Origin of the sequence: Paenibacillus sp. SAFN-117 (assembly GCF_051966115.1) — a bacterium.
Lineage (GTDB): Bacteria > Bacillota > Bacilli > Paenibacillales > NBRC-103111 > Paenibacillus_L > Paenibacillus_L residui.
This window is the reverse complement of record NZ_JBQCLK010000035.1, coordinates 1-23022: the sequence shown is the minus strand read 5'-3', so window position 1 is coordinate 23022 and position 23022 is coordinate 1. Positions and strand designations below refer to the sequence as shown.

The window sequence follows — 23022 nt, the reverse complement described above, 5'->3', positions numbered from 1 at the left end:
GCACTTGGCTCGGATTGCAAGGAAATGCATTATCCATAACAATGAAAAAATATATCTATTAATCATGAAAGGCTCCTTGTTAGCTGGGCATGACAAATAAAGGAGCCTATTCCCTGCCTCCGCTCTCCGATAGAAGAACGAAATGCCAAAACGTTCCACCGCTTTGCATCCGCTTCAGTATAAATGTAACAGTGAAGTTTATTTATAAGATAAGCTGCTGCTTCGGTTCAATCGATCAACGACGATAGGACTTAACTGCTATATGCTGTTATTGTAGAATACAACCCCATCTTTTTCCATCCCTATTTCCAGAACAAAAAGATACTCGGAAGCTTGGTTTTTACCTTCCTGGCATAGTTTGTCGATGATAAAATGGAAAGAAGACCCCCTGGCAGCACAAGTAATTTTTTATGGGGGAGGGTTCAAATCGGTCTGGAGGATATCCCTATGAAGACAATACCAACATTCCATATCGCCCCGCTAAGCTTGCGGCAGTGCGAGGAAATCTGCAGTTGGATCTACGAACCGCCTTACGATTTATATAACTGGAAGCCGTGGACGGAAATGCTGGAGGAACAGAACGAATTTGCCGACCCCTCTATTCGTAAGGAGCAGTATGCGGCTGTCATGGACGAAGCCGGCGTTTTGTGCGGATTCGCACAGTTCTTTCCCCTGACCGGCGTCATTCGCCTCGGATTGGGAATGAGGCCCGACCTGCGCGGCCAAGGACTCGGGGTCCCTTTTGTTAAAGCAATAGTTCGGGAAGCAGTCTCCAGGGGGCCCTCGCAGGAAATCGATCTGGAAGTGCTCGTATGGAACGAGCGCGCGATTAAGGTATATTCTAAAGCCGGCTTTGTTATTACAGATAGATATACTCGAAACACCCCTACCGGACCGGCGGAGTTTTACTGTATGGTCTACTCAGAAGACGATCAGGCTTAACCCTAGTTGCGGGATACTGACTCCTTTCTCAAACATCAGAAGGCTAGGGCGACCCTTACTATATTGCTTAAACTCGTGAAGAAAACCGTTTTGGCCACTGCCGGGTGCTGACCACCCACTACGCAGCGCCTTACCCTTGTTATCCGTCCTTTGGACTGTTATCCCGTTCACTCAGTTAGCCTGTTTTCCGGGCCAGTTGATCCTTTCTCCGCCTTTTGGCTGTTATCCCGTTCACTCAGTTACTCTGTTTACCGGGCCAGTAGCTCCTTTCCCCGCCCTTTGGCTGTTATTCCGTTCGCTCAGTTACCCTGTTTACCTGGCCAATAGCTCCTTTCTCCGTCCTTTGGACTGTTATCCCGTTTGCTCAGTTACCCTGTTTACCTGGCCAATAGCTCCTTTCGCCTTTTGATTGTTATCCCGTTTGCTCAGTTCCCCTGTTTACCTGGCCAATAGCTCCTTTCTCCGCCCTTTGGCTGATATCCCGTTCGCTCAGTTACTCTGTTTACCGGGCCAGTAGCTCCTTTCTCCGCCCTGTGGATGTTATCCCGTTCGCTCAGTTACTCTGTTTACCGGGCCAGTGACACCATTTCTCCGTTCTTTGGACTGTTATCCAGCTCACTCAGTTTCTCTATTTACCAGGCCTGTAGATCCTTTCCCCGCCCTTTGGCTGATATCCCGTTTGCTCAGTTACCCTGTTTTCCACGCCAGTGACACCATTTCTCCGTTCTTCCGGCTGATACCCCATTCACTCAGTAACATCCGAGATGGACTCCGACCTTGAATAGATTTTTATAGATGATGGGAGCTGGCGATGGAGACGGGGCATCCTGCTTTTACTGAGTCAAAGGGATAACCGTCCAAATTACCTTGAAAATCCGTCTATTTTACCGTCTGCAGGCATCGTTGCAAGCGGAGCGGCACGTCTAACTGGATTTCATGCAGCTAGTTTGCTCCTCTGGAGCGAAAAACGGAAACCACCTTAAAATCCGTCTATTTTACCGTCTGCAAGCATCGTTGCAAGCGGAGCGGCACGTCTAACTGTATTTTGTACAGGTAGATTCAAGCGAATGGGCGAAAATGATCAAACTAACTGGATAAACTACAGTTAAAATGGGCAACTTTGGGCGAAACGGCTGTTTTGGCGCAAACTAGCTGTAGGTTTTCCAGTTAGTTTCCATATTTCTTCCGAATATAGAAATCTAACTGTATGAAATCCATTTAGTTTTCAAATTTCACACTATTGAAGCAATTCAACTCTATTCTACCTTGAAAATCCATCCATTTTCATCATCTGATGATGCCGCGGTCAGCGGCATGGGGATCTAAATGGAGAAACTGCAGCTAGTTTGCGCGAAAAAGGCGGTATCAACAAAAAACCGCGATTCTAAATGTACTTTTTCTTACTTTTTCCATTTACTTCATTCATTTTCTGCCATTGGCTTGAATCTACCTACATAAAATACAGCTAAATCAAATGCCTCTCACCGATTTATAGCCGCTGCTGATTTCCGAGGATCCGACGTGGAATCGAAGGCATTCGAAAGCAAAAGCAATGGTTTTCTATTTGTGCAACGCCAATCAAATCAACCGATTTTGCTCTGTTAAGGTTGAGTAATAAGTTATAACCTTAAGTATTATAAAAGGCTTCCTCGCTACTCTGGGTGGGGTAAATAGACAGCGATTTTATATGGAGAGGCGGGCATGATAAGCTGGTTAGCAACGCGAATTCCTTACCCTTCGCGGCTTTCGCGAGTACTCATGCCCGCAGAGGCTCCATGTCAAATCGCTCTATTATGCCTCTCAAACGTAGTTTTTCCCATGTAGTATAGCGAAGAGCCTATAAAAGAGTTATCAGGCATTTTAGCAAAAAAACCGGCAGGTTATTAATTACTTCTATAGAAACAAAAACCTTAGGAAGATATGGTTATAAATTCAACTCACCCTAAGCATATTAATGCAAAATCTGATACTATAGAAGGTAAGCCTTTTTTTGCTTACGGAGGGTTTAAAACAGATGCCAAGGTTCAAACTTGCCAAAAACCGGATGAACCTGTTGATTGACAAATTGCAGAACCGGTTTGATCCGGAAACGCTGGAACAAGGATGGGAGCATTATCATAAGGGATTCGTAGCCAAGCTGACGCTGCAGCATGGTTACATTCTGCATGCCATCGTTCATGGAGTGGAGCCTTATGATGTCAAGATCGATCTCGAGCAGTTCGAACGAAGCGAATGCACCTGCCCGAGTACCGGCGAATGCGCCCACATGGCCGCCGCTATCTTCATGGCTTATACGGCACACGGCAGACCCGAGCTGCTCCTGATTCAACTGAAGCACACTCTGCTCACACGAACCAAGGCCGTACGTGCGGCCGGCAGGGCCAAATCGGAAGAACGTCCGATGATTCCAGGACCGGGAGACCTTCCTGCACAGTGGCATAAAGTTTTTGACCAGCGTTTTTACGGTTTTACTTTGAGCCATCAGCATTCTGTAGATACATTTTATTCGGCGGCTGTCGATTCTCTGCTCCCGTTTGCCCAAACGTGGAACGAGGGGATCCGTTCGCTGTACCGATTGCATATCTATCTGTTCATTCTGAGAAAGATAGACGATTTTCACCAAACTCACCAAACGACTTATTTGTCTACCTATCACGTAGCCGGAAGCCGGAACGCCGCCATGAGAGCCCTTCAAGAAATAACCCAGTGGGCGAAGCAGGCCGATCCTCATCCGATTTCACGGCAGCATGAGGGGCATTGGCAGGACACCATCCGGCTTGTGAGGGAATGGTCACTGCGCGGTAAACCGGGACCGGTGCCTTGGCTGGACGTCTATCGGACACTGTGGGGTCAATGGTTTGAACAAGTGGAGGAGCCGACCAAGGAACGCCACCGGCTGAAGCACATGCTCGGCCCGTCCGGCCTCCCGTCCCGCCAAGAGGATATTTTGCGCCTGGCTCTGGCCCATTTCGACATCTCCGGCGGAGACGATGAGACGGCCATTCATTCTCTGAACCGGCTGCATAACCGGCAAATCGGGGATTTTCTGTTCGTGCTGCAGCAGCTTCATCAGGCGGAAGCCCCGGATCGGCTGCTGCGTTGGCTGCGCTGGCTGCTCCCGTTGATGCCGAGGCTTAAGCAGGATGAATTCCATACGCTGTGCGGTTACTGGGTAGAAGCGATGAAGCATCAGCCTTCAGACGAGGAATGGATACGCGTCATGATCGCCATGCTGCCCAGAAGCTATACTTATTACACCGATTACTTGATGAAACACGGCCGCTTCCGGCAATGGGCAGACCTTCAATTGGCAAATTCCGTCGATCCGGCCAACCTCTATCCTGATGAAATCAAAGCGGTGGAGGCATCCGATCCGGAGCTGCTGCTGCCTATCTATCATCAATCCGTGGAACGGATGATCCAGGAGAAAACCCGGCTTTCTTATAAAACGGCCGTCCGTCTGCTCCGAACTCTGCATCTTCTGTACGAGAAGCTGGACCGGCTGGACCGCTGGCAGCTGTATATCGAATTGCTGTCGGATAAATATTCCCGTCTGCGCGCTTTCCAGCAAGAACTGCAGAAAGGACAGTGGCTGTCATGATCGCTAACACTTCCTATACCGTTCATTCCAGATGGATACCTTCCGGTTCTTTCTTCCTGTGGGGAAGCCGCAAGATCGGGGGAATGGTCGATGCCTTCGAATTGAAGCAGGGTCTGTTCGCCTGGCATTCCCCCTCCTTCTACGGAATGACTATAGATACCGATGAATTTGACGGCAAGGAAGGGATTCTGCTGCCGGCCGAGCTGGCGCTGGATTTCCTGTCCGATCCTCCTTGCCCGGTCCATGGGCTAATGGAGTGGGAGCCTGAGCTCAAAGAATTAATGAGGCTGGCCCCTCACATTCAGGAAGCTCTGAAGCACGGGCGCTTCATGCCCGATTTCGCCAAGTGGAGCAAGGGGGAGCCCGGATGGAAGCTGGAGCTTCCTCCTGAGGCGCTCCCGCTCCTGTCGCCGTCCGCCAAGGAGTGGGCCGATCGGCTCATCGCGAGCCGGGTCCAAGACCAGCCGGAGCTGAGGGAAGCACTCAGCCGGCTGGAGCGAACCTATGGACGGCTCGGGCAGGAGCCTCACGAAGCCCCAGTCTGGAGGGACGAGGAAGACTGGCTGATCGCGATCGGCTGGAAGAGCGATCCTCGCCCGTTCCGCACCTGCCTGCAGCTTCTCGAGCCCGAGAACGGGCTCGGCTGGCGCTTGCAGGTGCTGCTGCAGGACCGCGAAGACGCGGCGGTCCTGTTCCCCGTCGACGACCGTGCCGTGCCGGTCGACGAAGCTTCCGCCCTGCCCGAGAGCTGGCAGGCGGAGCTGGACCGCGCAGCGGGAGATGTGCAGCAGTGGCTGCGCATGCTCCCGTCTCTGCGCGACAAGCGCGAGCCCGACCGGCTGCGGCGGGAGGAACTGACCCACGACGAAGCGTGGGAGTTCCTCAGCCAGGGCAGCCTGCGGCTCGCAGAGGCCGGCTTCGCGGTCTTCCTGCCTGCCTGGTGGCAGCGCGTCAGGAAGCTGAAGCCGCGGATGAAGGCCCGGCTCCGTTCCGGCGCCGGGCCGCAGGGCGATTCGCTGCTCGGCCTCAATCAGCTCATGCGCTTCGACTGGCGCTTTGCCGTTGGAGACCTGGAAATGACGGAGGACGAGTTTCAGGAGCTTCTCCGGCACAACCAGCGGCTGGTCCGCTTTCGCGGCCAGTGGGTGCTGCTCGATCCGGCCCAGATCGCCCAAATCCGCGAGGTCATGAAGCGAATGAAGCCAAGCGAAGGCTTGACCTTCCGCGACATCCTCGAGCTTCATCTCAAGGAAACCTATGCGCAGAAGACCGAAGAAGACGGGGCGAGCGACGGTGACATTCGTCTGGAACTGGAGCTGACGGAGCACCTGCAGCATTTAATGGCCCAGTTCAAGCAGTTGGAGGCTATCCCGCTTGCGGAGGTGCCGGACAGCTTCCAAGGCTCGCTTCGCCCCTACCAGCGCGAAGGAGTCTCATGGATGCTCTTTCTCCGTCGCTTCGGACTTGGCGGCTGTCTCGCCGATGACATGGGCCTGGGCAAGACGATCCAGTGGATCTCTTACCTTCTGACGGTGAAAGACCAGCTGCACTGCACCGCTCCTTCACTGCTGATCTGTCCTACCTCCGTCCTTGGCAATTGGCAGAAGGAGCTTAGAAGGTTCGCGCCTTCCCTTAACGTTCGGCTGCATTACGGACCGAATCGCCATAAGGGAGAGCGCTTTGCCTCCTGGGCCGGGAACACGGATCTTGTGCTGACTTCTTACAACCTGGCTCATCTGGACGAGGAAGAGCTCCGCTCTGTCACCTGGGACTCCATCTGTCTCGATGAAGCCCAGAATATCAAGAACGCCCATACGAAGCAGTCGTCCTCGATTCGCAGGCTTGAAGGCGGACATCGGATGGCCCTGACCGGAACACCCATCGAGAACCGGTTGACGGAGCTATGGTCCATCTTCGACTTCTTGAATCCGGGGTACCTCGGCTCTCTGCGGGAGTTCACGGGCAAGTTCGCCCATACGATCGAGCGCTCCAGCGATCCGGCCGCCCTGCAGGCTGTGCAAAGCTTGATCCGGCCCTTTCTGCTGCGTAGAGTCAAGAAAGATCCGGCTATTCAGCTTGATCTTCCCGATAAATACGAGTCCAAAACATACGTCTCGTTAACAGCCGAGCAGGCTTCCTTATACGAAAATCATATCCAGGAAATGTTCGAGCGGCTTAACCGGCTAAGCGCCATGGAACGAAGAGGGCTGATTCTCTCTTCGCTAACCAAGCTGAAGCAGCTCTGCAACCATCCGGCCCTGCTCTTGAAGGAGCCCGCGCCCATCCAATGGGAGAACCGTTCCAACAAAGTCAACCGTCTGCTGGAGATGGTCGGCGAGCTGCGGCAGGAAGGGGACCGCTGCCTGATCTTTACGCAATATATTGAGACGGGGAAAATGCTTCAATCCATCCTAAGCAGCACTCTGCAGGAACCGGTCATGTTTCTGCACGGCGGCACCCCGAGAATGGTTCGCGAGCAGATGATTGCGCGATTCCAAGGATATCCGGCCTCCGAGCATGAACCGGCGGACACCGGGAACCCCGAGCCATGCGGGATTTTCCTGCTCTCGCTGAAGGCAGGCGGGACCGGGCTTAATCTGACAGCGGCGAACCATGTCTTTCACTTCGACCGCTGGTGGAATCCGGCCGTTGAGAATCAGGCCACGGACCGGGCCTTCCGCATCGGACAAACGAGAGATGTTCAAGTGCACAAGTTCGTCACCTTGGGCACGCTGGAGGAAAGGATCGATGAAATGATCGAGCGGAAGCAAAGTCTCAGCCAGCAAATCGTCGGCAGCGGCGAGAATTGGATTACCGAGCTCTCCACGGAGGAGCTGGAAGATCTTTTCCGCTTGAGACATGACTGGATTGAAGTATGATTAGGCGCTGCCGGAACGTTGTTCCGACTAAACGGCATAACAAAAAAGGCTGCTCCCCATGATATGCTTCGGGGTGCGGCCTTTTTAAGTTTACTTGGGTACGACAGCGCGTTTACAGCGAAGGATCCCGTGAAAGTGGAGTCAAAAAGGCCGGCTGAACAGGTGAACGGGAGCTTTATCGTATAGCCTTGAGAGGGTTTATTATAATCGGGAAATGACATGCAAGTGTGCAGGTGCTTGGGAAAATGAACGGACCTGAGAGACCCTATTTCGCCAAATTAGGCGGTTTTTTTAGACTAACGGACACAATTGCGCTTATTGCATAGAATTCCCCTACTTTCGCGGGCAGTTCTTGGAAATAACGTCATCTGAGTCCGTAAAAGTTAGCGAAAGGCCCTTCCGGAGCGATTAAGGTCTCTGAGGTCCGTTAAAAACCAAACCATGCAGGTTAACCCGGTATTAGAGGTGGATTTTTATGCCAATAGGAATTCTTTTCTTTAAAGAACTTAACAATTTCTATATGGTAAAAAAAGCTCCTAACGGAGCCTCTTCGAAGATGAATAACCCGGTTTTAAAGGTAGCTTTTTATGCCAATTAGAAAGTTGTTCCATTTTAATGCTTTAATGAACTTAAACTTTCTAATGTGGTAATAAAAAGAACCCGCCGGTGCGCGGGTTCCTTTGCCATGTATTCTTATTGGGTCGGCCGTAGAAGACCTCTATACTTATACCTGAAGCAGCAGAAGAATAATCGAGGTCAGACTAAAGCATACACTGACCAGACATAAGAAGGTAACGATTTGCTTCGGGTTCAGCCCGGCGGACAGCAGCCGGTAATGAATCTGGGTGGCGTCCGCTTTGTAGATCGGCTTGCCGTCCTTAAACCTCTTGAGAACGACAAAAATATTGTCGAATATCGGCACACCCAGTGCCAGGATCGGTATGAATAACGACAGCACGGTCGCTTGCTTGAAGGCTCCGTCCAAAGCAATGACGCTCAGGATGAAGCCGAGGAAAGTGGCTCCTGCATCCCCCATATAGATCTTCGCCGGGGGCTTGTTGTATTTCAAATACCCGAGGCCGACTCCCACGAGGGTAATGGCCATAATTGCGGAATCGCTCTGGCCCATAGTGACGGCCACAATAAACAAGGTCATTGCCGAAATTACGGACAGCCCGCCGGCCAACCCATCCATCCCGTCGGAGAAATTGATAACGGTCGTCACTCCGAAAATCCACGTAACCGTCAGCAGAAATTGGAGAACGGTCGGCAGAACGACCATTTGCTCGGTAAACGGGTTGTAGAATCCGACAAACACGATACCGGCCTGATAAATGAGATAGGCGGCAAAGATCTGCACCAAAAACTTGGGCCAAGCCGGAAATTCCTTGCCCTGGGTCTTGTACCAATCATCGATCGTACCGATGGCGAGGATCAGCAGGGAGCCCGCCAGCACAGCCACGGTCTCTTCCCACGGCGCCTCGTTAAAAAGCAGATAGGAAACGACAAATCCGACAAAAATGGCGATGCCGGCCGTTAACGGAACCGGCTCTTTATGTAACTTCCTGGCATTATTTTCTTTAGGCTTGTCCACGAAGTCGATTTTAATTGCAAAACGTCTCAGAAGAGGAATAGACAAATAAACGATAAAAAGTGCTAATAGAAAAGCGGCAAGATAATGAATGACTGCTCCTCCTTCCTAAATTGCTAAAGGAAATATATTGCAGAGCCAGAATCATTATATCATGTTCCTGCCGCTTATTTAAATAAAAGTTTTGTTTTTCCGACAAACCCCGGCAGTCTTTGTGCCGCTCTTCGCCATCCCGGACGCTCTCCGCCCGGGCATCCGCACAGCTTCGCTCGGGATTTGTCGACACCTGCATCGGCAGGCTTATTTATTTTTCCCTTTGCCGTTGTCGTTGTTAAAGACTTTGACCCGGATGACCGCCTTCTTCCCTCCGTATTCGACCGTAATGTCGGCGCGGCCCGGCTTGAGCGCGGTCACCAGCCCCGTTTCGGACACATCGGCTACCCGTACATGGGAGGAGAGGAAGGAATCTGCGGTGACCCGTTCGCGGGTTCCATCCGAATAGACGGCTGTCACTTCCGTTTGATGGGTTTGTCCGACAATCAGGCTGTAATCGTTATCGTCCACTTCGATGCTTACTAATTGTGCCGCCGGAGAGACCCGGACCAAGGTCTCCGCCGCCCGATTCCCGTATACGGCTGTAATGACCGATTCTCCCTGTCTAAGGCCGGTTAATGTGCCGTCCGCAGCTACGGAGACAACCTCCGGCCGGTTGGAGCGGTATTCAACACCTGAGCCGGGAACGCTGCGGCTGCCGTCCGAATAGATCGCCGTCAGGCGGGGGTGTACGGATTCCCCGGTACGAAGCACATATTCGTCTCGTTCGAATTCGAGGCCTGTCAGCTCCGCCTCATTCCGCGTTACTCTAACCGTTTGGCTGTTCGTTTTTCTTCCATCGACCCACACGTCTATCCGGATGGTATTCAATCCCGGCCGCAGATCCACCCGGCCAACGAAATCGCCGTATTCGTCCATTTCCGCCTGCATGCCGTTCAGTGTCACCTGTGCCCTTCCCGGCCCCAGCACCTGAACATTCCCTTTCATTTCAAGCACGGAATCAGAGGTGGTGATTCCGTCATAGTCCAGATGTCCGCGCAGCGCGGCCGCCCTGGCGAGATCCCCTTCGCTGTATACGTAAGCCAGAAGCTGGCGCAAGGTCCGAACACCGTCATTGTCAAGGGCGGAGATGACGAAGCCTCCATTCGGAATCACGCTGTTATTCGGCCGGTTGCCGCTCCAATTCCAACGGATCGCCTGCTGTTTGTTGACGACATCCAGCACCTTGCCGTCGGCGCCGACAACTACTTCAACCCCGTAGCTTCCCGACGTTCCCGTAGTCGGTCCGAATTCATCCGAATAGACGGCGATCGTGCCAATTCCCCGATTTTGGTTATAGAAATCCGCTTCTATATACCCGTCAGCGACATACTGCCGCAAATGCTCGGGAAGCTCATACTGGTCCGGGATGCTGAGGCCAAGCTGGTACGGCTTGACATAAGGCCGGTCTTCCAGCGCCGCTTTTTGCACATCCCAATTAATGACGGACAGATCAAACAGCTTAATGCCGTTGGTAAATTTGAGCGCGGCCTGGAATGATTCGCGTTGATCCTCGGGGTCCGGAAGCTGTTGAAGCTGAAAACCGGCATAAACCGGAAATTCTTCTTCCAGAAGCGTATGGATCATGGTAATGCCCCGCTTGACGGCCGAAGGCGTATTATAATAAGTGCCGAGAATCATATAATCAAAGATGTCCTTGGTGCCGAAGCCGGTTTGGGTATACTCCTCCGTATATAGCTCCGCCAGCGGCAGACCCAACCTGGAATCATACGGAATATTGGGATTGGCCCAGTTCTGCCCTACCTCGTAATAAGATGAGTACCAGGAGCCCATGGAGATGGCGAACGGAATTTGCTTCCCGGTTTCCGCATTGATCTGATCGATCCTCTCCCGCAAATTAATGAAAAATTGCTTGGAAACAGTGGAACGGTAAGTCAGCCAATCATAAAACAACGGTCCGTTAACGGTCTTCATATAAATTCCCTGTTCATCATACTGGTGCTCCATAACGTCTTGAGGCCATCGCTGCAATGATTTTCCTTTGCCGGCCAAATAGCTTTCGAACTGCAGCCTTGATAGGTCGCTGAAATCGGCATAGAGGTTATCATATCTGGCCCTGTCCAGCACAATCCCGTCGACATCATAATAGCGCATCACTTCTTCTATAACCTTCATCTGATATTGCTGTGCGCGTTCATTCGCCGGATTCAGAAAGTATACCGAAGGCTTATATCGGCTCTGCCGGATCGGAACGATTCTTCCTCCGTCCTCCGGACGGTAGACCCATTCCTCGAAATCGGCGAATTGCTCCGGGGTAAGACCGGTATCGACTGCAGTGCCGGAGCCATACAGATTGAAGACCGCATCAATTCTTAGTCCAAGCTCCCGGGAATGATCGATAAAAACCTGCAGAACGTCCATGTCCGCCGGAACTCCTCTCTTGGAAGGTTCCGTTATCCGGCTGATGTGGGGAATTCCCGAAATTTCGTTATGCAGATAGGAAGCGAATCCTTCGTGTCCTTTCACCGGAAAAGCGACCGCCGTCACCCCGGCCTCCTTGGCCTTGACCAGCATTCTGCGCACCGCCTCGGAGGAAGGGTACTTGTTAAGATTGGTCGATTGCTCAATCCACAAGTACACCTCCCGTTCATCATGCAGCCGCATATAACGATAGACAACGACCGAGAACCGGTTCTGAATCACCTCTCCCCGCTTCATCCTCACCTCGATATAATTCGTTTGCGGCTCCAAGTCGACTTCATGGGTAAAGGTGCCGTCATCCCGGATCGATACAGGCTGATTCGCAATGAAGATTTGATAAGAGCCTTCTTTATCATAGTTGGTGAGCTTTCCCGACAATATCGCCCGGTTTTGGTCTTGGGGAACCGTAAACATGTTATCCTGATCCAAGATCAGCGTAGAGGGCTGGGCCAGCTCTTCGGTCCTGCTCTTAAACTCCTCGATCGTTACGGCTTGTCCATCCAGTTTAAGCTTGACCTTATCACCGACGTCGAAATTTTCGGCGGCGAATTTTTTGAAGCCCTTCTGCTGATAAGAATCGTCTACAGCCAGAAGAACGAAGCCTCCCGCGGGGATCTCCAGGTTGGGCGAATCCTGCCAGATCGGGGTTGCTCCCGGAGCAGGGGCCTTGTTGGCTACTTGGGTGACCGTGAAGCTGCTGTCTACTTGCACGGCTACATTATATTTACTCGTGTTGTTTGTTCTTTCTCCATAACGGTCCGTCAGCACCGCCAAGTAATCGCCGGAACCCGGTGCGTCCACCACCTGGATTTCTCTAGATATTCCGGAAGCGGTCTCAATTTCAATCTTAAGCAATTGTGATGCGGGCTCGTTGTTCCCGTTCTCGTCCATGGCGTCCCACGCCCCTGCCTGTCCGGCTCCCGCCAGACCAAAGACTAACGATAGCAATAGCAACCAATATACCTTTGTCCTCATTGCTTTTCCCTCCTTAAGGGTTAGACCGATGAATGGTGGGCCTTTATCGTATTCTTCCTTCCCCATTTCCCTCCTTTCACTTGCAAAAAATTCCTCCTCTCCCATCTTTACCAAAAGTATACTTCTAGAAATAGCAAATGACTATTTGAAAGCGATTACTTTTTCTGGTACTTTCATTACTTTGTTTGTTCTCGTATTATGATGTATCCTCATCGGCAGGATTTGACAGAATGCCCATTTTGGTTTATTATATGAACACATATTCATATTATCATATATAGTATAGATAACAAGGAGGCTGCCGAAATGGATGAAACCTCGAAAACCGACAACACTATCCATTGTAAGGAATTAGACGACGAAACGCTGTTTATCGTTTCCCAGACCTTCAAAGCGTTATCCGATTCCACCCGGATCCGCATTTTATATTTAATCTCGCAAAAGGAATGTTCAGTGAATGAAATTGCGGAAGAGCTGTCCCTCCTGCAGTCCACTGTATCCCATCAGCTTCGTTTTCTTAAAAATTTGCGGCTGGTCAAGTTCCGCAGAGCAGGAACCACTTTGTTCTACTCAATAGACGATCAGCACGTTATCGATTTGCTGAATGAGGCCATCGATCACGCATGCCATGATTAGCTGTGCCAATAGAAAACCGACAACGTTCCTGCATTGATTCCTATACCGTCTGGAGGGATGTCCTATGAAAACCTATAAAGTCGGCGGACTTTCCTGTGCGCATTGCACCAGCAAATTAGAGGCCCGGATTCAGAAATTGGAGCATGGAGAAACGGCCGCCCTCTCCTACAGCAGCGGCCGGCTTCTGGTCGATGAGCAGATACCTTACGGGCAAATCCAGAAAATATTGAAGGAAGAAGGAGCTTATATCGAACACGAGGATGGCGAGGAGAAATCCTTGCACCGCTCCGGCGATTCTACCGGCGCCCATTCGGCTCATGAGCATACCGATTCCTCATCCGCCCGGGTATCTTGGTGGAACAGCAAGACCGAGCTTGGTTTATCGGCGGTTCTTTATGTATTGGCGCTTGTTCTGGAAAGCTATCTGCCCTTATACCTTATCATTGCCTTATTCATTGTCTCCGCGCTGCTCAGCGGTCGGACTACCTTTATTAAAGGGGCTAAACGCCTGTTCCGGCTTGAATTTACGATCGATACGCTAATGACGATCGCTTTGGTCGGAGCAGCCGCTATCGGCGAATGGAAGGAAGCCGCCCTTGTCGCCATTCTCTTCGGTCTGAATGAACATCTGGAAGGATTGGGCATGGAGAAGGCCAGACGGTCTATGGATGCCCTTCTCAAGACGGCTCCCCGTGAGGCGATCTTGATTAAAGGTACAGCAGAGCAGGTCGTGCCCGTAACCTCCCTTCAAGCAGGCGATCTGGTTCTGGTGCGGCCGGGGGATCAGATTCCTTCCGACGGCGTAATTGTTGAGGGAGTCAGTTCCGTTAACGAAGCGGCGATTACCGGAGAATCTCTTCCCGTCGACAAGGGACCGGATCAGGCAGTCTTCGGAGGAAGCCTTAATAATGAAGGTGTCCTGAAGATACGGATCGAGAAGCGTTACGAGGATTCCTCCCTGGCCCAAATTCTGCATCTGGTCCGGGAAGCCCAGGAAACGAAAACGCCCACGGAGCTGTTTATTAATCGCTTTGCCAAATACTATACGCCGCTCATCCTGGTCGTCTCCGCTCTCGTCATTCTGATTCCGCCGCTCTTCTTCGGTGGGAATTGGGTCGATTGGCTATACCAAGGCTTGGCCGTTCTCATCGTCGGCTGCCCTTGTGCCCTGATTCTGTCCTCCCCGGTCGCCATATTGTCCGGAATTACGAGAAATGCCCGGCATGGGATTCTGATCAAGGGCGGGGCGCATCTTGAGCAATTGGGCAAGATCGACACGATCGCCTTCGATAAGACCGGGACGCTCACGACGGGCAGGCCTTATGTGGAACAGATGATTGCCTATGATCAGGAACGCTTTCTGAAAGCCGCCGCCGCTATGGAGAAATCGTCTTCGCATCCGCTGGCCCTGGCCATTCTTAGGGAAGCGGAACGGAACGGAATTTTGCCGGCGGATGCCGAACAATCGGAGACCATTCCGGGACAAGGCATCACCGCCATAGTGGAGGGAGAGCGCTACTGGATCGGCAATGAGAAGAGCCTTGCTCACTTAAGCCTGCAAGCATCGGTGCAGGAAGACATTGAGAAGCTGAAGGCCGATGGCCACACAATCGTCATCGTTTCCGATGAGGCCCGGGTGCTCGGCATGTTCGGGATTTCTGACGAGATCCGGCCCGAGAGCTCTGCCGTCATCTCCGCCCTGCATCGACTGGGTATCCGCCGGACCGTTATGCTGACCGGAGACCATCCGAAGTCGGCCGCCAAAGTGGCAAGAGTGACGGGAATCTCCGACACTTACAGCGGCCTGATGCCCGGCGAGAAGGTCGACCTTGTGCGCAAGCTGTCTGCCGAAGGTGCTGTCGCCATGGTGGGCGATGGAATTAATGACGCGCCGGCCCTGGCGACCGCCCGGCTTGGCATCGCCATGGGCAAAGGGACCGCCAGCGCGATCGAAACGGCCGACGTGGTGCTGATGCAGAACCACCTGGGCAAGCTGCCCGAGGCCATCTCGCTGGCCCGCCGCGTTAACCGCATCATCCGCTGGAATATCGGCCTGTCCCTCGGGCTTAAGCTGATCGCGCTGATTCTCGCCGTGCCCGGTTTGCTGACCTTATGGATAGCCATATTATCCGATATGGGAGCAACCATCCTCGTCACCTTAATCAGCCTCTCGATTCTCATTGAATCCAAGAAAGTGACCCATCCGTAGATTTTTCTGCGGCGGGTCTTTTTTTTCGCTTGAACCATCCTTCTCGGAAGACGGTTGTTTCGCTGCGTCTATTTTTCTATAGTTATATATAAGACACATACTTCTCCGCCTGATTCATTATTCCTTGGCCGGGTAATAAGCTCTGACTTGGCTTGCCATATTCGAAGAAAGGAGGGGCACCCATCAAACGTTCCGTCTCTTTTCTATACCACCTGTATACCCGTTTCCAAGAGGATGAAGTGCCTGCTTTGGGAGCCCAGATGACCTATTATTTAATCCTGTCATTCTTCCCGTTCCTGATCTTCCTTGCCTCCTTGATCGGCTTCCTGCCGGTCACCCCGGAAGAGATGATCGAGTCGGCCGCCATCCTTCTTCCGCAGTTATCTACCCAAACCATCCTTACATACATGCACCAGCTTAAGCTGGAAAGCAGCGGAGCCCTGATGTCCATCGGAATGATCGCCGCTGTCTGGTCCGCTTCCAAAGGAACGATGGCTATCATGAAGGGACTGAACAAAGCTTATGGCGAGAAGGAGACCCGCCCTTATTGGAAGGTCCGGGGAATTTCCATCCTCTTCACCTTATTGATCACGTTCATCATCCTCTTCTGTCTCATCGTCCTTATCTTCGGGAAAGTGGTCAGCGAACACCTGCTTGCTCTGCTGCCGCTGCCTGAAGTCGCCAACGCCGTATGGAATGGGGCGAAGTATGCCATTCCGCTTGGAATCATGACCACGATTTTTATGATCCTATACCGGTTAAGCCCGAATCGGACGACGACTTGGAGAGAAACGGTGCCGGGAGCTTTGTTTACTACCGCCAGTTGGGTGGCCGTTTCGCTCCTGTTCTCTTTCTACGTCAATCATTTTTCCTCTTATTCGAAAACATACGGAAGCATAGGAGGAATGATTGTTTTTCTGATTTGGCTCTATATAAGCAGTACGATTATCGTGATTGGCGGCGAAATTAATGCGGCTCTCACTTTCCTGCGGGAAGGCAAAATCGATCCTCCCGACAAGCTCTTCTTCCTGCCCTTCCCCTGGAAAAGGAAAAAGAAGGATAAACCAAATGATCCACCCATTCGTTTGAACTAACGGATTCCCCGGCCGCATTCGCCCGGATCCGCACTGGCTCGGAACGATAGATGCACATAGAAAGCTTGTGGAACAATCCGCCTCAAGGCGATCCCCATAAGCCTATTCCCGGGCCCGCCACCAGTCTCCCGGACCGAAATCTGCCTTTCCTTACGTATGTTATAGGGAACTTACTGCAGTATTTCGGCAAGGAGCATAACACCATGGTAAAAATACATATTCGATCCGCCAAGCAGCCGGCGCCGACCCAAGGCAAGAAATCGGCTCAAGGCAAGAAGCGCAAGCGGAAGTCCTCCCGGCCCCGGTGGGGTCTGCGCCTGTTCCTGGCCGCGTTGATGCTGTTCATCGCGTTATCGGTTACGGCTGCCGTAGGAATTGCCCAAGTAGATGTTTCTTCTTTGGAAAACCCGCTACCCCGCCCGTCATTCATCTATGACCGCTATGGGGAGAAGGCCTCGCAATTGTCCTCTTCCAGAATCATCCCTGTCTCTTTGGATCAAATTCCCGTTCATCTGCAAAATGCCATAGTAGCGGTGGAGGACAAGAGGTTCTATGAACACCCGGGAATCGATGTGCTGTCGATTGGCCGTGCGCTTATCCGGGACCTGCAATCCCAAAGCTGGGCAGAAGGCGGCAGCACCATAACCCAACAATTGGCCAAGAACATGTTTCTCTCCTCGGACAAGTCCCTTTCCAGGAAGCTGAGAGAAGCCGCCTATGCATTAAAAATAGATATGATCTATGATAAAAACGATATTTTGGAGCTTTATTTGAATAATGTTTATTTCGGGGAAGGCTCTTGGGGCGTACAATCGGCATCCAAGCGCTACTTCGGCAAGGAGGTCGGAGAGCTGTCACTGGAAGAAGCGGCACTGTTGGCCGGGCTGCCCAAAGCCCCAACCCACTACTCCCCCTTGAAAGACCGGGAGAAGGCGCTGGAGCGAAGAAATACCGTACTTGCTTTGATGAGAGAACAGCAATATATCTCTGAAGAAGAATATCAGATGGCCGTCTCCGCGCCAATCGTGCTATCCGTCGCACAGGAAGAAGGGCTGCAGGGGAAATACCCCTCTTACCGTGACTATGTTATCCAGGAAGCTGTTTCATTATATGGATTTACGGAAGAGCAGATTTTGACGGGCGGCTTGCAAATCTATACCGAGCTGGACCCGGCTGCACAGAATGCGGCGGAGGAGGTCTATATGGACGACCGCTTCTTCCCCGCCGGCAAGGAAGACCAGCAGATTCAGAGCGGTGTCGTCCTCCTGGACCATTCCAGCGGAGGAGTACGGGCATTAGTGGGCAACCGTGGCGAAGGAGTATTCAGAGGCTTCAATCGGGCCACCCAGTTAAAGAGACAGCCGGGCTCCGCCTTCAAGCCGATTGTCGTTTACGGTCCGGCTCTGGAGCGGGGATATACTCCCTACTCCCGGCTGTACGACGGTGAGCTGAATATCAACGGGTACCAACCGCGAAATTGGGACCACCGATATCGGGGACAGGTAACCCTGGCCGAAGCGGTGACTAATTCATGGAATATTCCGGCGGTCTGGCTGCTGAATGAAATCGGCATCGATGCCGGAATGGATTATGCCCGTTCGTTGGGCATCCCTCTGTCCGATGACGACCGCCATCTCAGCATAGCGCTCGGCGGATTGTCCGAAGGGGTGTCCCCGCTGCAGATGGCTCAAGCTTTCGGTGCCTTCGCCAATCAGGGGATGATGTACGAGGCCCATGCGATCACTAAAATTACGACCCAGGATGGGTATGTCCTGGTAGAGGCCCATGCTGAGCCCAAGCGAATAACGTCGCCGGAGCACGCCTACACGATGACCCGCCTGTTGGAAAATGTCGTCCGCTACGGCACCGGAACCAAGGCCCGGTTGGATCGTCCGACCGCCGGCAAAACGGGAACCACCCAGCTCCCGGATACCGAGGAATTCGCCGGTATTACCGGACCGGTTTCGAAAGACGCCTGGTTCGTCGGGTATACACCGGAGCTGACAGCGGCCGTCTGGCTGGGTTATGACAAAACCGATCGCAACCATTATCTGGAGTCATCCGGCTCGGAAGCCGCCGCTTCCTTGTTCCGGGAGATCATGTCCCGGGCATTGCAGGGAGTTCCGGTCCGGCCTTTCGAGGTCCCCGCTTCTTACCGTGATCATTGGAACTTGTGGACAGGCCAGGAACTGTTCCCCAACTGGAACAAGGATAAGGATAAGGAAAAGGAGAAAAAAGAGGAAAAGAACAAGCCGAACCCGTCGAAAAACAAAAATAGCGACAAAGGAAAAGAAAACAGGAAAAAAGAAAAGGACTAATTAACTAAAAACCGCGCGCGACTCCCAGCGCGGTTGCACAAGTAGAAAACCATTACTTGTGGTGGATCCTCCACGGTCTAACTGTATTTTATGCAGGTAAATTTAAGCGAATGGCGGAAAATGATTAAAGTAAATGGAAAAACTACATTTAGAATCAAGGCTTTTTGCTGAAACCGCCTTTTTTGCACAAACTAGCTGTAGTTTTTCCATTTAGTTTCCATCATTCGCTTCGGAGGGCACAAACTAACTGTATGAAATACAGGCCTGTTGATTATCCATAATTTGGAACCCTATATTGATAGAGCAAAACAACTCAATCAGCGGGCAAAAGTTGCAGACTAAGTCGGCGAGTAAAGTTGACAAAAGAGAGATCGCTAAAGATAGGCACTCTCGGATGAATCTCATCATAAACACTCTTTAACAACACATAGACCAATAAAGCGATATATAGTTGGCTGTATACCGCATTGGGCGTCGTACCGAATAACGCAGGGACATTTAAATGCTGTTTAATCCAGCGGAAGAATACTTGTCGGGTAAAGGACTGGCGCGGTGTCGTCAGACCCGTTTCCAGCCCCTCCCCATAAGAACTGCTCGTGAGGTTTCCCCTCAAGCAGCTCACCCAGCAAACTTCGCCGAAAGGGTTATGGGACCTATCGGTATGGCGAACACTTTCATCGGTATCCTGTTGCGTTTTTGAGCGGTCGGACTTTCCAGCCCCAATACAGCCCCAGTACGCCATACAGGTATTCGTTACTCCATCTCCGCCATCCGATGCTACTTTTTCGCCTCCGTTTCCTTCTGGTCAGCAGTGTCCGGATTTTCATCTCCGTGTAGTCGCGCACTTCGCTGAATGCGCCACTGGAGTTCCCCACGCGGAAATAGTTCACCCACCCAGCCAGTATCGCGTTGATCTCCTTTACGATGTCTCTGGCCGGTTTTGCTTCGGTTCTTCACTCTGCACAGATCAAATCCCAGAAAAGGGAAAGCGTCGCCTTTCAGGGCGTTGACCATACGTGTTTTCTCCAGATTAAGTTCCACACCCAGGGGCTCCAATTGTTCCCGCAGTCGCTGCAAGGCTAGTTCCGCCCATCCGCGTTTGCTGGAGTGACCGCTCACGGTGATCAGCATATCATCGGCAAACCGATGGTAGTTGACCGCTTCGAAGTCTCCTTCCGCTGTTTTCCGTCGGATGGCATCGAACTTCCAGTCGACCTCGTTCAGGTAGATGTTGGAAGCTAACGGTGAAAACGGGCCCCCTTGCGGTACGCCGATCTTGCCCGCTGCCTTTATGACCTGTTTCACAAGGTGCATCACCTGCGGGTCCTGGACACGTTTTGCGATCTTTTCCAACAATATCGAGTGCCGTATGGTGTCAAAGTAACGAGACAGGTCGACATCAATAACCGTGGTCATCCGTCGCAGCACACTGCGTCGATTTGGAAGTTTATCCCTAACCATGCTCTTAGCCATTGGTTTGGTATCAAGCAGCGTATTTGCAGAACCAGTGACTAACAAACCTGAAAATCTTATTGAACCAGATGCTGTAAAAGAACTAAATTTCACCAATGTATATCAATATAACGAAGAAACTTATGACAAAGAAATTGCGTTTGAAAATTTGTCACTGTCTATCACGGATGATCAGGCAGTGGATTTGAACCTAAAAACGGATAAAGAAACGATCTCCTTATCACAAGTCCCGTATATCAAGCAGTACAATTCTACTTATGGGACTACTACATTACGAGGGCATAGTGAAATCAACGAGGATGAGTTCTTATCGTTTATGCTTGTCTATGATAAACCTGAAAATGCAAACGGTAACATTGTAATCACAAAAAAAGTAGTATCAAACAATGAGACGTTGGGTGTTAATGATACCCCCGAAATTACTTATGAAGATACCACGATCCGGTTTGCAAAAAGTATCGATCTGCAGCAAGATATCGCTATGAGTCTTAAGAAGTCTCGAGCTGAAGTTCAGTCGGATGCCACGATTAGTAATGGCATCGACTATAATACGGTAGTCAATTATAAATACGGAAGCAATTATTATATTGGTGAGCTCTGGGACCAAAATTACTTGGTTGGGAACGGCGGAGATAACAACATGCAGATTAAAGTTAAACCCTCCGGCTCGCTGTGGAACTACACTGACCCTTATGGAAGAAGAGGTACCATCATTGAAAATCAATCAGGTATGTCGAGATTTAATTTCAGATTTGAGAGAACATCAGGTGCTTCAATGCTAATTTATCCAGTATTCCCGAATGACAAACCAACCACAGTTAATATATCCGTTTCGATTCGGCTCTTCGGGGGCATTTCTTTGGGGGCATCCATTCCTATTGCATTAAGCGGTTCTAACACAACAGGGGATGGTAATACCGCTCGTTGGGACTTAAATAATATTTGGGTTCCATTTGAGAATAGTGGAGAGACGATAGACTCCTTCTATATTTACGGCAGAATAAAAGGAAATGTCGCACCGGGAACCGTTACGTTCAGTTCCGGCTCACATGCCAGGTTTGGATGTGTCTATTACTTTGGCGATATTCCAGCCCAAGCAATCAATTTTGCAGAAGATGTTCCGTTGTCTAACTTTACTGCAAACGTTCGGTAAAATAAAAATAAAAAAGCAGCCTTTTGGCTGCTTTTTCACTTAGATTCCTTTATAATGTCATTAAATTTATACAAATCTTCAACCTCATTGGTGTAATAAATGATACCCTTGGTATCAAACACAACAAAACATGGTAGTTTATCCGTAGGCAACAATTTGAAATAATTTTTTTCTTTCTTATTGGGAGAATTTTTATAGAATATAGAGTATTGGTCTATTTTATTAATAATCTCAGGGTCAGAATCGATAACTTTGGTAAACTCATTTCCTAACTCATATACGTCTTCCCCCCTAGCACCTACGAAGATATGGATATTATACTTTCCTTGTTCATCAGAAAGTAATTCCTTCATAATTTCATCTTTATTTGTACATCCCAGAATGGCAGTGAAAGCTAAAATTAGCATTAAAGCAGACAAAGCTGTACTGATTTTCTTGTTCATACCTTATTACCTCCCTTATACGATATAGACGAATAAAGAAATGTATATATCACGCTTTTTCTTAAAAAATTTGTTTGAATATTAGTAACTCAACTTTCGCAGCATGAAATTGGTAAATAAGCCTTGATGTAATTGGGTAAAGCCGCAATCCACTGCTGAAGTTGACTCTGAATCAGAGCAGACAGTTTTTTCCCTGCCCTTGCGGCGTCCAGTTCAATAAACGAGTCCACTGATCTTTGGCGACGAGAAGGGCGTGGTTCATGAAGAACTACCTCATCCTTCAACCGAATCACAAAATCACGTTTCTGTTCCGCATAATTGTCGAATCGCGTGCACTTCGCATAGGCCCGGTCGGCAACATTAATAAAAGCAGAATCGAAAAGCGCATCACTGCTACAAATATCATGGTAATTCCCTGTCGACTCTACCACTTGATGCGGTTGCCCAATCGATGGGCGAAAGGCCACATTGAGTTTAACACCGGCTCGACTGCCTTTTAATGGAGCCCAAGGTAGTCTTCCTACTCCCACCGTAATTTTGGTCGAATCTGTAACGAGGAGCTCTTTAGGAAATTTAAGCTTTCTTTGGGTTCGGCGATTACATTTTTGAACAAAAAGATGAAAAAGCCGTTTAAAGATCTCAAAGGGAACATCTTTGGCCTTTTTAGATAAGGACGAATAATCCATCTTTGGCAAACCACATAGTGAAGTTTGAAGTGCACCATGTCGATAACTTCTCCACTGGCCGAATGCAGCTTGGGCAAAGAACGATAACCAACTGATAAACAGTACATTTTCGGGCAGTATCCTCGTAACCGACTTGCGCGACAATCTTTTTTACTTCTTCTTCAGTTACTGCACTTTGAAACAGGTTCAGGAACATGGTAAACTTGTTCATGAGGTCGCCTCCTGGATCGAGAGTAGTCGTATACAATCGATTAACCAGTTGGTGGCCTTTTCTATCCATTTTGTTAAATCAACAGGCCTGTATGAAATCCAGTTAGACGCGCCATTCAGCGAGAGACTGCTTGTACAGCACCAGCAGAAAATATAAATAGACGGATTTTCCATTTAGATCCCCATGCCGCTGACCGCGACACCATCAGATGATGAAAATGGATGGATTTTCAAGGTAGACCCCCATGCTGCTGACCGCGGCACCATCAGATGATGA

12 protein-coding genes and 2 pseudogenes are annotated in these 23022 nt (G+C 50.6%); 8 read left to right on the top strand and 6 right to left on the bottom strand.

The features are described from left to right. Positions 1–447 precede the first annotated feature (447 nt). The 3 genes from ACTHRH_RS20175 to ACTHRH_RS20165 all read left to right on the top strand — a co-directional run bounded on the left by ACTHRH_RS20175 (position 448) and on the right by ACTHRH_RS20165 (position 7422). Positions 448–942 (top strand): GNAT family N-acetyltransferase, encoded by a 495-nt coding sequence (locus ACTHRH_RS20175; protein WP_144939644.1) that lies wholly within the window; start codon positions 448–450, stop codon positions 940–942. 2014 nt (positions 943–2956) lie between these two features. Next, positions 2957–4543, top strand: coding sequence for an SWIM zinc finger family protein (locus ACTHRH_RS20170; protein WP_440417364.1), 1587 nt, complete (start codon positions 2957–2959; stop codon positions 4541–4543). Beyond that, on the top strand, positions 4540–7422 hold the full coding sequence (locus tag ACTHRH_RS20165) for a DEAD/DEAH box helicase (protein WP_440417362.1): 2883 nt from the start codon (positions 4540–4542) through the stop codon (positions 7420–7422). Before ACTHRH_RS20170 ends, ACTHRH_RS20165 begins: the two co-directional genes overlap by 4 nt. 724 nt (positions 7423–8146) lie before the next feature. Here the strand turns inward: ACTHRH_RS20165 and ACTHRH_RS20160 are convergent. Both ACTHRH_RS20160 and ACTHRH_RS20155 read right to left on the bottom strand, forming a co-directional pair. Further along, positions 8147–9106, bottom strand: coding sequence for an MraY family glycosyltransferase (locus ACTHRH_RS20160; protein WP_144942044.1), 960 nt, complete (start codon positions 9104–9106; stop codon positions 8147–8149). Positions 9107–9313: 207 nt separating this feature from the next. Next, positions 9314–12523 (bottom strand): Ig-like domain-containing protein, encoded by a 3210-nt coding sequence (locus tag ACTHRH_RS20155; RefSeq protein ID WP_440417360.1) that lies wholly within the window; start codon positions 12521–12523, stop codon positions 9314–9316. A gap of 306 nt (positions 12524–12829) precedes the next feature. On the opposite strand from ACTHRH_RS20155, the gene ACTHRH_RS20150 reads away from it, so the two are divergent. The 4 genes from ACTHRH_RS20150 to ACTHRH_RS20135 all read left to right on the top strand — a co-directional run bounded on the left by ACTHRH_RS20150 (position 12830) and on the right by ACTHRH_RS20135 (position 18780). Next, entirely contained in the window at positions 12830–13159 is a 330-nt protein-coding gene (locus ACTHRH_RS20150) for an ArsR/SmtB family transcription factor (protein WP_144941212.1), read from the top strand. A 64-nt stretch (positions 13160–13223) separates the two neighbouring features. Continuing rightward, positions 13224–15368, top strand: a complete 2145-nt coding sequence (locus ACTHRH_RS20145; protein ID WP_440417358.1) for a heavy metal translocating P-type ATPase — start codon at positions 13224–13226, stop codon at positions 15366–15368. A gap of 152 nt (positions 15369–15520) precedes the next feature. Beyond that, positions 15521–16462, top strand: coding sequence for a YihY/virulence factor BrkB family protein (locus ACTHRH_RS20140; RefSeq protein WP_260982223.1), 942 nt, complete (start codon positions 15521–15523; stop codon positions 16460–16462). Positions 16463–16665: 203 nt separating this feature from the next. Next, on the top strand, positions 16666–18780 hold the full coding sequence (locus ACTHRH_RS20135) for a transglycosylase domain-containing protein (protein ID WP_440417355.1): 2115 nt from the start codon (positions 16666–16668) through the stop codon (positions 18778–18780). A 674-nt stretch (positions 18781–19454) separates the two neighbouring features. On the opposite strand, the pseudogene ACTHRH_RS20130 reads toward ACTHRH_RS20135, so the two are convergent. Next, positions 19455–20217, bottom strand: a pseudogene (locus ACTHRH_RS20130) (reverse transcriptase domain-containing protein); the annotation flags it as partial. A gap of 22 nt (positions 20218–20239) precedes the next feature. Here ACTHRH_RS20130 and ACTHRH_RS20125 point away from each other — a divergent pair. Next, positions 20240–21406 (top strand): hypothetical protein, encoded by a 1167-nt coding sequence (locus tag ACTHRH_RS20125; RefSeq protein WP_440417353.1) that lies wholly within the window; start codon positions 20240–20242, stop codon positions 21404–21406. Between the two features lie 35 nt (positions 21407–21441). On the opposite strand, the gene ACTHRH_RS20120 is transcribed toward ACTHRH_RS20125, so the two are convergent. The 3 genes and pseudogenes from ACTHRH_RS20120 to ACTHRH_RS20110 all read right to left on the bottom strand — a co-directional run bounded on the left by ACTHRH_RS20120 (position 21442) and on the right by ACTHRH_RS20110 (position 22746). Next, entirely contained in the window at positions 21442–21849 is a 408-nt protein-coding gene (locus tag ACTHRH_RS20120; RefSeq protein WP_440417351.1) for a hypothetical protein, read from the bottom strand. 245 nt (positions 21850–22094) lie between these two features. Further along, a pseudogene (locus ACTHRH_RS20115) lies at positions 22095–22535 on the bottom strand (transposase); the annotation flags it as partial. Beyond that, complete coding sequence (locus tag ACTHRH_RS20110; protein ID WP_440417349.1) at positions 22513–22746, bottom strand: hypothetical protein; 234 nt, start codon at positions 22744–22746, stop codon at positions 22513–22515. The gene ACTHRH_RS20110 and the pseudogene ACTHRH_RS20115, both read right to left, overlap by 23 nt. Positions 22747–23022: the final 276 nt, after the last annotated feature.

What these genes read in the sequence shown, in the direction of transcription:
- ACTHRH_RS20175 (WP_144939644.1), top strand. Translation starts at nt 448, where the DNA reads ATGAAGACAATACCAACATTCCATATCGCCCCGCTAAGCTTGCGGCAG.
- ACTHRH_RS20170 (WP_440417364.1), top strand. Translation starts at nt 2,957, where the DNA reads ATGCCAAGGTTCAAACTTGCCAAAAACCGGATGAACCTGTTGATTGAC.
- ACTHRH_RS20165 (WP_440417362.1), top strand. Translation starts at nt 4,540, where the DNA reads ATGATCGCTAACACTTCCTATACCGTTCATTCCAGATGGATACCTTCC.
- ACTHRH_RS20155 (WP_440417360.1), bottom strand. Translation starts at nt 12,523, where the DNA reads ATGAGGACAAAGGTATATTGGTTGCTATTGCTATCGTTAGTCTTTGGT.
- ACTHRH_RS20150 (WP_144941212.1), top strand. Translation starts at nt 12,830, where the DNA reads ATGGATGAAACCTCGAAAACCGACAACACTATCCATTGTAAGGAATTA.
- ACTHRH_RS20145 (WP_440417358.1), top strand. Translation starts at nt 13,224, where the DNA reads ATGAAAACCTATAAAGTCGGCGGACTTTCCTGTGCGCATTGCACCAGC.
- ACTHRH_RS20135 (WP_440417355.1), top strand. Translation starts at nt 16,666, where the DNA reads ATGGTAAAAATACATATTCGATCCGCCAAGCAGCCGGCGCCGACCCAA.
- ACTHRH_RS20125 (WP_440417353.1), top strand. Translation starts at nt 20,240, where the DNA reads ATGCTCTTAGCCATTGGTTTGGTATCAAGCAGCGTATTTGCAGAACCA.
- ACTHRH_RS20120 (WP_440417351.1), bottom strand. Translation starts at nt 21,849, where the DNA reads ATGAACAAGAAAATCAGTACAGCTTTGTCTGCTTTAATGCTAATTTTA.
- ACTHRH_RS20110 (WP_440417349.1), bottom strand. Translation starts at nt 22,746, where the DNA reads ATGAACAAGTTTACCATGTTCCTGAACCTGTTTCAAAGTGCAGTAACT.